7 protein-coding genes (1 of these 7 cut by a window edge) are annotated in these 10,366 nt (G+C 59.1%); 6 read left to right on the forward strand and 1 reads right to left on the reverse strand.

Going from position 1 to position 10,366, the window contains the following annotated elements:
- Nucleotides 1-256 precede the first annotated feature (256 nt).
- From CRP02_RS09285 to clpB, 6 genes are all read left to right on the forward strand, one after another.
- Nucleotides 257-1,534 (forward strand): aspartate kinase, encoded by a 1,278-nt coding sequence (locus tag CRP02_RS09285; RefSeq protein WP_004432098.1) that lies wholly within the window; start codon nt 257-259, stop codon nt 1,532-1,534.
- 176 nt (nt 1,535-1,710) lie between these two features.
- Nucleotides 1,711-3,978 carry a phosphoenolpyruvate--protein phosphotransferase gene (ptsP, locus tag CRP02_RS09290; protein ID WP_097099667.1) on the forward strand — a complete coding sequence of 756 codons (2,268 nt, stop codon included), beginning with the start codon at nt 1,711-1,713 and terminating at the stop codon, nt 3,976-3,978.
- Between the two features lie 28 nt (nt 3,979-4,006).
- A complete protein-coding gene (gene prfA / locus CRP02_RS09295; RefSeq protein WP_013762139.1) occupies nt 4,007-5,089 on the forward strand; it encodes a peptide chain release factor 1 in 1,083 nt (360 codons plus the stop codon).
- Complete coding sequence (gene prmC / locus CRP02_RS09300; RefSeq protein WP_097170878.1) at nt 5,086-5,955, forward strand: peptide chain release factor N(5)-glutamine methyltransferase; 870 nt, start codon at nt 5,086-5,088, stop codon at nt 5,953-5,955. The genes prfA and prmC overlap by 4 nt, the downstream gene beginning before the upstream one ends.
- A gap of 395 nt (nt 5,956-6,350) precedes the next feature.
- Nucleotides 6,351-7,148, forward strand: coding sequence for a DUF4167 domain-containing protein (locus CRP02_RS09305; protein ID WP_097170879.1), 798 nt, complete (start codon nt 6,351-6,353; stop codon nt 7,146-7,148).
- A 370-nt stretch (nt 7,149-7,518) separates the two neighbouring features.
- The gene (gene clpB, locus CRP02_RS09310) at nt 7,519-10,143 is read left to right on the forward strand and encodes an ATP-dependent chaperone ClpB (protein ID WP_097170880.1); all 2,625 of its coding nucleotides are present in this window, start codon (nt 7,519-7,521) and stop codon (nt 10,141-10,143) included.
- A 68-nt stretch (nt 10,144-10,211) separates the two neighbouring features.
- Here clpB and CRP02_RS09315 read toward each other — a convergent pair whose 3' ends face one another.
- Nucleotides 10,212-10,366 carry the end of a M23 family metallopeptidase gene (locus CRP02_RS09315; RefSeq protein ID WP_004432116.1) on the reverse strand. The gene runs 1,792 nt beyond the window's last position, so 155 of the gene's 1,947 nt are visible here — the last part of the coding sequence; the start codon falls outside the window, past its right edge; the stop codon is at nt 10,212-10,214.

Genomic DNA, 10,366 nt, shown 5'->3' on the forward strand with positions numbered 1-10,366 from the left:
CGTTTGTACAGTGCACTGCGGTACGCTCTTTCACAGCGCCGCATGCGGTCGCCCATTCCATCCCGACATCTTCTTTCGCCGGGGCTATAAAAAAAGGCGTACCGCATGGTTCATAAACGGCATTGCGTGCCCCCCGCCTTTTCGCTAAGAGACCCGCAACTTGAGGCTCTTTATCAAAAAAAGAGCCGACTGGGTTTGTTCTTGTCCGCACCTGAAAAATGGCTGGCGGAAAAAAGGGATGGTACTGGTCAAGGCTATGGCTCGCATTGTCATGAAATTCGGCGGCACGTCCGTCGCGAACCTCGAACGCATTCACAATGTCGCACGGCATGTGAAACGCGAAGTGGATGCCGGCCATGAAGTGGCCGTGGTCGTTTCCGCCATGTCCGGTAAAACCAACGAGTTGGTGGACTGGGTGCAGAATGCTGCGAAGGTGGCCGGCGCCAACGCCGCCTCCTTTTACGATGCACGCGAATATGACGCGGTCGTTGCATCCGGCGAGCAGGTGACATCGGGTCTTCTGGCGATCACGCTGCAATCCATGGGCATCAACGCGCGCTCCTGGCAGGGCTGGCAGATTCCGATCCGCACAGACAATGCACATGGTGCCGCCCGCATTCTCGAGATTGACGGTTCGGATATTGTTCACCGCATGGGCGAGGGCCAGGTTGCCGTTGTTGCCGGTTTCCAGGGCATCGGCCCGGATAACCGCATTGCGACGCTCGGTCGCGGCGGTTCGGACACATCAGCCGTTGCCATCGCCGCCGCCGTCAAGGCGGACCGTTGCGATATCTATACCGATGTCGATGGCGTCTACACCACCGATCCGCGCATCGAGCCCAAGGCTCGCCGCATGAAGAAGATCGCTTTCGAGGAAATGCTCGAAATGGCGTCTCTCGGTGCGAAGGTTCTGCAGGTTCGCTCCGTCGAGCTTGCCATGGTACACAAGGTGCGCACCTTCGTTCGCTCCAGTTTCGAGGATCCCGATGCGCCGGGCATGGGTGACCTCATCAACCCGCCCGGTACTTTGATTTGTGACGAGGAAGAAATCGTGGAACAGGAAGTCGTAACCGGCATCGCCTATGCCAAGGATGAAGCACAGATCTCGCTGCGCCGCGTGGCCGACCGTCCGGGCGTCTCCGCCGCGATCTTCGGGCCGCTGGCCGAAGCGCATATCAATGTCGACATGATCGTGCAGAACATCTCCGAAGATGGGTCGCGCACCGACATGACCTTCACCGTTCCTTCGGGCGACGTTGCCAAGGCTCTGCGCGTTCTGGACGAGAACAAGGCCCAGATCGGCTTCGACGTCGCGCAGAACGAGACCGGCCTTGCCAAGGTTTCGGTCATCGGTATCGGCATGCGCAGCCATGCTGGCGTTGCTGCCAGCGCCTTCAAGGCGCTTGCCGAGAAGAACATCAACATCAAGGCCATCACCACCTCCGAGATCAAGATTTCGATCCTGATCGACGGTGCCTATGCCGAACTGGCCGTTCGCACTTTGCATTCTGCTTACGGTCTCGATAAGAACTAAGTTCGAGACATCGGTTCCCGATGCTCCGATTCTTCGGGGTTGCGTTCTTCCGATGTGGCGTTTCATGAAAGCGTGTCCCTTGCGGGACGCGCTTCTCGCGCTATAAATTTTTTAAATGACGTTTTGATTCTCGAATATTATGACATTCGGATCGGAAGCGTCGGGGAGCAAACGCGATGAGAGACCTTTCTGCAGGTCCGCGCGTCCTGCTAAAGCGGCTGCGCGAAATGATGGCGGAGCACCTTGAGCCGCAGGACCGTCTGGACCAGATCGTCCGTCAGATAGCCAGCAACATGGTGGCGGAGGTTTGCTCGGTCTACGTGCTGCGTTCCGACAGCGTGCTGGAGCTTTACGCCACCGAAGGTCTCAACAAGGATGCCGTGCATCTTGCCCAGCTGAAAATGGGGCAGGGTCTTGTCGGCACCATTGCCGCTTCCGCCCAACCTCTCAATCTTTCCGATGCGCAGGCGCATCCGGCTTTCCGCTATCTTCCTGAAACCGGTGAGGAAATTTATCATTCCTTCCTCGGCGTGCCGATTTTGCGCTCCGGTCGCACTCTTGGCGTTCTTGTGGTCCAGAACAAGGTCAGCCGAACATACCGGGAGGATGAAGTTGAGGCGCTCGAGACAACCGCGATGCTCATCGCTGAAATAGTGGCGAGCGGTGAATTGAAAAAGATCACCCGCCCCGGTGTGGAGCTGGACCTGACGCGTGCCGTTTCCATTGATGGCGATGCTTATGGCGAAGGCATCGGTCTTGGTCACGTGGTGCTGCACGACCCCCGAATCGTTGTCACCAATCTGCTGAATGAGGATGCCGATACCGAAATCCTGCGTCTTGCCGACGCCATCGGTTCGCTGCGCCTGTCGATCGACGACATGTTGCAGCGCCGCGACGTCCCGACCGAAGGCGAGCATCGCGAGGTTCTCGAGACCTACCGCATGTTCGCCCACGATCAGGGCTGGGTGCGGCGCATGGAAGAAGCGATCCGCAACGGCCTGACGGCGGAAGCTGCGGTCGAGAAAGTTCAGAGCGACACAAAGGCGCGCATGATGCGCCTGACCGATCCCTATCTTCGCGAGCGCATGCATGATTTCGACGATCTCGCCAACCGGCTGCTGCGCCAGCTGATCGGTTTCGGCGGTCGAAGCCCCGAGCATGATTTTCCGCTGGACGCCATCGTTCTGGCCCGCGCCATGGGTGCCGCCGAATTGCTGGATTACCCGCGTGAGAAATTGCGCGGCCTGGTGCTCGAAGACGGTGCGGTGACGAGCCACGTCGTCATCGTGGCGCGCGCCATGGGCATTCCGATCATCGGGCAGGCGACAGGCATCGTCGCCCTTGCTGAAAATAACGATCCCATCATCATCGACGGCGATGACGGCCAGGTGCATTTGCGCCCGATGTCGGATTTGCAGCGCGCCTATGAGGAAAAAGTGCGCCTGCGCGCCAAGCGCCAGGAGCAGTTCCGCGCGCTTCGCAATGTCGAGCCGATCACCAAGGATGGCCAGAAGGTCAACCTCAAGATGAATGCGGGTCTTCTCGTAGACCTGCCGCAGCTCGAGGAATCCGGCGCCGATGGCATCGGCCTGTTCCGCACCGAGCTGCAGTTCATGATCGCCTCCAACATGCCCAAGGGCGAGGAGCAGGAAGCGTTCTACCGGTCCGTGTTGCGGCAGGCCAAGGGCAAGAGCGTTACCTTCCGCACGCTGGATATCGGCGGCGACAAGGTGGTTTCCTATATGCGCGGCCAGGAAGAGGAAAACCCGGCGCTGGGCTGGCGGGCGATCCGCCTGTCGCTCGACCGTCCGGGTCTTATGCGCACGCAGATGCGCGCGCTTCTGCGTGCTGCCTCAGGTGCTGAACTACGCATGATGTTGCCGATGGTGACGGAGGTTTCCGAAATCCGCGCTGCTCGCGATCTGCTTCAGAAGGAAGTGCAGCATCTTTCGAAATTCAGCCATGCCCTTCCGAAAAAGCTGCAATTCGGTGCGATGCTGGAAGTACCTTCGCTGATGTGGCAGCTCGATGAGCTGATGCAGGAAGTGGATTTCGTCTCCGTCGGTTCGAACGACCTGTTCCAGTTTTCGATGGCGGTCGATCGCGGCAATGCAAGGGTTTCGGATCGTTTCGACAATCTTGGCAAGCCGTTCCTGCGCATTCTGCGCGATATCGTGCGCGCTGGCGAAAAGCACCACACCTCGGTCACGCTTTGCGGCGAAATGGCAAGCAAGCCACTTTCGGCCATGGCTTTGATCGGCCTTGGTTTCCGTTCGGTTTCCATGTCGCCGACGGCGATCGGTCCGGTGAAGGCCATGCTTCTCGGGCTTGATGCCGCGCGCCTTGCCGATGAGCTGAACGCTGCGCTCGACGATCATAATTCGCTGGAAAGCGCGCGCGAGGTGTTGTTACGCTTTGCCGCGACGCATTCCATTCCCATTTAAAAGACCTGTTTCATAATCGGAGTGACTGGTGGCGAAGCTTCCCGTCGAAAAAATGCGCGAGTTGGAAAGGCGTTTCGGAGAGATCGAAGCGCGGATGTCGGCTGGTCCGGCAGCGGATGTCTATGTGAAGCTGGCTTCGGAATATTCCGAACTAGAGCCGGTGGTAAAAAAAGTCCGCGAATACGAAAAGGCGGTCTCCGAGGCCGCCGATCTCCAGGCGCTGCTTGCCGACAAGACGACCGACAAGGACATGCGCGATCTGGCGGAAATGGAGCTGCCGGAGGTCGAGGCCCGAATCGGCGAGCTTGAGAAGGAAATGCAGGTCCTGCTGCTTCCCAAGGATGCGGCGGACGAAAAAAGCGCCATCCTCGAAATCCGCGCCGGCACGGGCGGATCCGAAGCGGCACTTTTCGCCGGCGATCTGTTTCGCATGTATGAGCGCTTCGCTTCAGCCAAGGGCTGGAAAGTTGAAGTTCTTTCCGCAAGCGAAGGCGAGGCGGGCGGTTACAAGGAAATCATCGCCACGATCAGCGGGCGAGGGGTGTTTTCCAAGCTGAAATTCGAATCCGGCGTGCACCGGGTGCAGCGCGTGCCGGAAACAGAAGCGAGCGGCCGCATCCACACCTCGGCAGCCACCGTTGCCGTGCTGCCGGAGGCGGAGGATATCGATGTCGAAATCCGCCCGGAAGACATCCGTATCGACACGATGCGCGCTTCGGGCGCAGGCGGCCAGCACGTCAATACCACCGACTCCGCCGTTCGCATCACCCATCTTCCGACGGGTTTGATCGTTACCAGTTCTGAAAAGTCGCAGCACCAGAACCGCGCCAAGGCCATGCAGGTTCTGCGTTCGCGTCTTTACGACATCGAGCGCCAGAAGGTGGAAAGCGAGCGTTCAGCCGACCGCAAAAGCCAGGTCGGTTCCGGCGACCGTTCCGAGCGCATCCGCACTTACAATTTTCCGCAGGGGCGGGTCACCGATCACCGCATCAACCTGACCCTCTACAAGCTCGACCGGATGATCGAGGGCGAGATCGACGAGCTTGTCGACGCGCTGATTGCTGATTATCAGGCCGGCCAGCTTGCCCAGCTTGGCGAACAACAGCTTTGAGTGGCGGCGCTGACGGGACCGTCGCGACCGAGCTTGCCGCAGCCCGCAAACGGCTGCAGGCGGCGGGCATCGCCGATCCGCTGCTTGATGCGCGCCTGCTGGTTGCCGACGTTACCGGTTTTTCACTGACCGATTTCGTGATGAAACCGGACCATCCCGTCACTCGGGAAGAAAGCGCCCGTATCGCCGTCTTGGTCGAAAGGCGCGCAGGCGGAGAGCCAGTCCACCGTATTCTCGGCCATCGCGAATTTCACGGGCTCGATCTTCTTTTATCGAAGGAGACGCTCGAACCCCGCCCGGATACGGAAGTTCTCGTCGATACGCTATTGCCTGCGTTGAAAAAAACTGTTGCCGACAAGGGCAGTGCGCGCATTCTGGATCTGGGTACGGGCACGGGTGCGATCTGTCTGGCGCTTCTCAAGGAATGTCCGGAAGCAACGGGCGTCGGCAGCGATATCTCCGCCGATGCGCTGGAAACCGCAGCGAAAAACGCTGCCCGAAATGGTCTCGCCTCGCGTTTTGAAACCATGCGTAGCGACTGGTTCAAAAAAATCTCTGGCAGGTTTGACATAATTGTGTCGAATCCGCCTTATATAAGAAGTGACATCGTCACAACGCTAGACCGAGAGGTTCGCCATCACGATCCGATGGCGGCGCTGGACGGAGGTCAGGACGGCCTTGCACCGTACCGCCTCATCGCTGCCGACGCAGGCCGCTTTCTTGTGGAAAACGGGATTGTCGGTGTGGAGATCGGTTTCGATCAAAGGCTTGATGTTTCCGCTATATTTGCTTCCCACGGCTTCTCTCTTCTCGACGCCGTGAAGGATTATGGCGACAACGACAGAGTCTTGACCTTCCGGAGATAGTTGTTCGCGATACGTCTGCGGATTATTTGCAAGGATATTTTGCATAGCAAAAGAAAAGGCTTGGATTTCCGCATGAAGCGGGATAGTTTGCCGCCACATGCCGGGTGGCTGAGGACGAATTTAGATTCGTCAGGGTATGGGTCAGTCCCGAAGCGGGTTCTTTTGAGAGCCCTGAAGGCTGGGCGTTTCCGGCATGTGAATCAGTAAACTTTGTTCGCAGGTGGCTCGTTGCAGCATTTTGCGCGACCGGTCGTCATACGCGGGGTCTTGTCTGGGGTTATCTCCAGCAGGGCGCGTAATGGAGCAATTTCAGGAAAAGTTTCCAGCGGTTTTCCGCCCGGAATTGCATGAAAATAACCAGATTGTCAGCAAAACAGAATTCAGGTGAGCAATTGATGAGGCCAGGACAGCAAAACAAGCGCGGCCGGGGGCGTGGAAGCAACAACAACAATAACAATGGTGGCGGTAACAACAACAACTTCAACCGCAAGGGCGGTAACCCGCTCACCAGGACTTATGACAGCTCCGGTCCCGATGTTAAAATTCGTGGCACAGCCCAGCACATAGCGGAAAAATACGCCACCCTTGCGCGGGATGCGCAGAGTGCTGGCGACCGCGTTATCGCTGAAAACTATCTGCAGCACGCTGAACACTACAATCGTATCATCGCCACCGCTCAGGCCCAGATGCAGGAGCGTTTCCAGCGCGACGACCGTGGCGAATACAATGCTTCGGATGCCGACGATATGGATATGAACGACGGCGACGATGGTGCACCGCAGCAGCAGTTCGAACAGCCGGAGCGGGTTCAGCAGCCGGAGCGGCAGGAGCGCACCGAGCGTTCAGAGCCGCGTCAGGAACGCCGTGAGCGTCCGGACCGCCGTGAACGTCAGGAGCGCCAGCCGCGCCAGCCGCAGGCTTCGGACGAACGCCAGCAGCCGGTATACGACGCCAGCCAGGCGCCTCAGCCCGTCATAGAAGGCACGCCCATGGAAGTGGCCGTCGAGGAACAGCAGCAGCAGACGGAAGCGCCAGCGACTGAACGCGCACCAAAGGCCCGCCGCGCCACCGGCCCACGCCCGCGTCGTCCGCGCCGCGCCGCAACTGCGGAAGGTGCCGAGGGTGCTGAAGGCGAAGATGCGCCAGCCGGTGATGAGGCAACACCTGCCACGCTCGAAAACGCTGCTGAATAAGCAGGGTTTTCAAAATACCACGCGATTGAAAAACTCCGGTTCGCCGGAGTTTTTTTGTTTTTGGGGTCCGGCGTAAAAGCTTGGGCGCTATTCGAAGAGGGCAACTGCCGCAAACGGGCGTGACGCTTATCAAGTCCGGCTAAAATTTCCCCGGCAGTCGTTTTCCTCCCCTTTAAACCGATGAAAATGCCTCCCATATTCGTGCAGTAAGGACGGATGCCGCATGCAGCGGTAACCGTCCATCAAGAGGCGGCAATCGTGAAATCTGTAAAACGCGACTGCCGTAGCGGGGCTTGCCTTTGAGGGAGCCTCAACCCAAACACCCGGAGCCGTGCCGAAAGCGGGCGGGCCGGTATATGGAGGTTCGACTATGAATATTGAAAAGTACTCCGAGCGCGTTCGCGGTTTTCTGCAATCGGCGCAGACGTTTGCGCTCGCAGAAAATCACCAGCAGTTTTCTGCCGAACATGTGCTGAAAGTTCTGCTTGATGACGAGCAGGGCATGGCAGCATCGCTGATCGAGCGGGCTGGCGGCGACGTCAAGGAAGTGCGTCTGGCCAACGATGCGGCACTGGCGAAATTGCCCAAGGTTTCCGGCGGCAATGGTGGCCTTTCCCTGACGGCTCCACTTGCGAAAGTGTTCTCCACTGCGGAAGAACTCGCCAAGAAGGCTGGTGACAGTTTCGTCACCGTCGAGCGTCTTTTGCAGGCGCTGGCGATCGAAAATTCCGCTTCCACCTCGGCGTCCCTGAAAAAGGGCGGCGTGACGGCGCAGGCACTTAATCAGGTCATCAATGAAATCCGCAAGGGCCGCACGGCTGACAGCGCCAATGCCGAACAGGGCTTTGACGCGCTTAAAAAGTTCGCGCGCGATCTGACGGAGGAAGCCCGCGAAGGCAGGCTCGACCCGGTGATTGGCCGTGACGACGAAATCCGCCGGACCATTCAGGTGCTTTCACGCCGCACCAAGAACAATCCCGTGCTGATCGGTGAACCCGGCGTCGGTAAAACGGCGATTGCCGAAGGTCTTGCGCTGCGCATCGTCAATGGCGATGTGCCCGAAAGCCTTAAAGACAAGAAGCTGATGGCGCTGGATATGGGCGCGCTGATCGCTGGCGCGAAATATCGCGGCGAGTTCGAGGAGCGCCTGAAGGCAGTCCTGAACGAAGTGCAGGCGGAAAATGGCGGCATCATCCTGTTCATCGACGAGATGCACACGCTGGTCGGTGCCGGCAAGGCCGATGGCGCCATGGATGCGTCCAATCTGCTGAAGCCCGCTCTTGCCCGCGGTGAACTGCACTGCGTTGGCGCCACCACGCTGGATGAATATCGCAAGCACGTGGAAAAGGATCCGGCCCTTGCCCGTCGTTTCCAGCCGGTGCTCGTAGATGAGCCGACCGTTGAGGACACGATCTCGATCCTGCGCGGCCTGAAGGAAAAATACGAACAGCACCACAAGGTCCGCATTTCGGATTCGGCCCTGGTTGCAGCTGCAACGCTTTCCAACCGCTACATTACCGACCGGTTCCTGCCAGACAAGGCAATCGACCTGATGGACGAAGCCGCTTCGCGCCTTCGCATGCAGGTGGATTCCAAGCCGGAAGAACTGGACGAACTGGATCGCCGGATCATTCAGCTCAAGATCGAACGCGAAGCCTTGAAGCAGGAGACGGATCAGTCATCCGTCGACCGCCTGAAGAAGCTCGAGGACGAACTGGCCGATACCGAAGAAAAGGCCGATGCCTTGACGGCCCGCTGGCAGGCGGAAAAGCAGAAGCTCGGCCATGCCGCCGACCTCAAGAAGCGGCTGGACGATGCCCGCAACGAACTGGCGAGTGCCCAGCGTAACGGCCAGTTCCAGCGCGCCGGTGAATTGACCTATGGCATCATTCCGGGCCTCGAAAAGGAACTGGCTGCAGCGGAAGCGCGTGACAGCAGCGGTGCTGGCTCGATGGTTCAGGAAGTGGTGACGGCGGACAATATCGCCCACATCGTTTCCCGCTGGACCGGCATTCCTGTCGACAAGATGCTGGAAGGCCAGCGCGAGAAGCTGCTGCGCATGGAAGACGATCTTGCCAAGTCCGTGGTCGGGCAGGGCGAGGCCGTGCAGGCCGTTTCCAAGGCGGTTCGCCGTTCGCGCGCCGGTCTTCAGGATCCGAACCGGCCGATTGGCTCGTTCATCTTCCTCGGCCCGACGGGCGTGGGCAAGACCGAGCTGACCAAGTCGCTCGCCCGGTTCCTGTTCGACGACGAGACCGCGATGGTTCGCCTCGACATGTCGGAATTCATGGAGAAACACTCCGTTGCCCGGCTTATCGGTGCGCCTCCCGGCTATGTCGGTTACGAAGAGGGCGGTGCGTTGACGGAAGCGGTTCGCCGCCGGCCCTATCAGGTCGTGCTGTTCGACGAGATCGAGAAAGCGCATCCGGACGTGTTCAACGTCCTGTTGCAGGTGCTGGACGATGGCCGTCTGACCGATGGTCAGGGCCGCACCGTCGATTTCAAGAACACCATCATCATCATGACCTCGAACCTCGGTTCGGAATTCATGACGCAGATGGGCGACAATGACGATGTGGATTCGGTTCGCGATCTGGTGATGGAACGGGTCCGGTCGCATTTCCGGCCGGAATTCCTCAACCGTATCGACGATATCATCCTCTTCCATCGCCTGCGCCGCGATGAAATGGGTGCAATCGTGGAGATTCAGCTCAAGCGCCTCGTCTCGCTTCTGGGTGATCGCAAGATCACGCTCGAACTGGATGAGGATGCCCGCAACTGGCTTGCCAATAAGGGTTACGATCCGGCCTACGGCGCACGTCCGCTGAAGCGGGTGATCCAGAAAACGGTGCAGGACAGGCTCGCCGAAATGATCCTCGGCGGCGAGATTCCGGACGGATCGCGGGTCAAGGTGACCTCTGGCACCGACCGGTTGCTTTTCAAGGTCAAGCCCCCAAAGGGTGAGGCCGAGACTGAAACCGCCGATGCGGCATAAAACGAAAGGGCTCCGGTAACGGAGCCCTTTTTCGTATAGCGGTCCCTCTGGTCACGAGACCCGGCGGACTAGCGGCTCGCCACCTGATTGGGTTTTTCTTCGATGTTGAGTAGATTGTCGATCCGCTTTCTCTCGTCGGAGAACCGCGCGAGCGCGACGCCGGAAAGCGATTTGCCGCCCGGCAGGCGCACTTTCATCGCGTCCACTTTCGTGCCGTTGACGA

Source organism: Rhizobium sp. AN5, assembly GCF_900215255.1.
GTDB classification, from domain to species: Bacteria; Pseudomonadota; Alphaproteobacteria; order Rhizobiales; family Rhizobiaceae; genus Agrobacterium; species Agrobacterium tumefaciens.

Excerpts from the sequence above, each read along its gene's own strand:
- CRP02_RS09285 (WP_004432098.1), top strand. The coding sequence starts at position 257 with ATGGCTCGCATTGTCATGAAATTCGGCGGCACGTCCGTCGCGAACCTC.
- ptsP (WP_097099667.1), top strand. The coding sequence starts at position 1,711 with ATGAGAGACCTTTCTGCAGGTCCGCGCGTCCTGCTAAAGCGGCTGCGC.
- CRP02_RS09305 (WP_097170879.1), top strand. The coding sequence starts at position 6,351 with ATGAGGCCAGGACAGCAAAACAAGCGCGGCCGGGGGCGTGGAAGCAAC.
- clpB (WP_097170880.1), top strand. The coding sequence starts at position 7,519 with ATGAATATTGAAAAGTACTCCGAGCGCGTTCGCGGTTTTCTGCAATCG.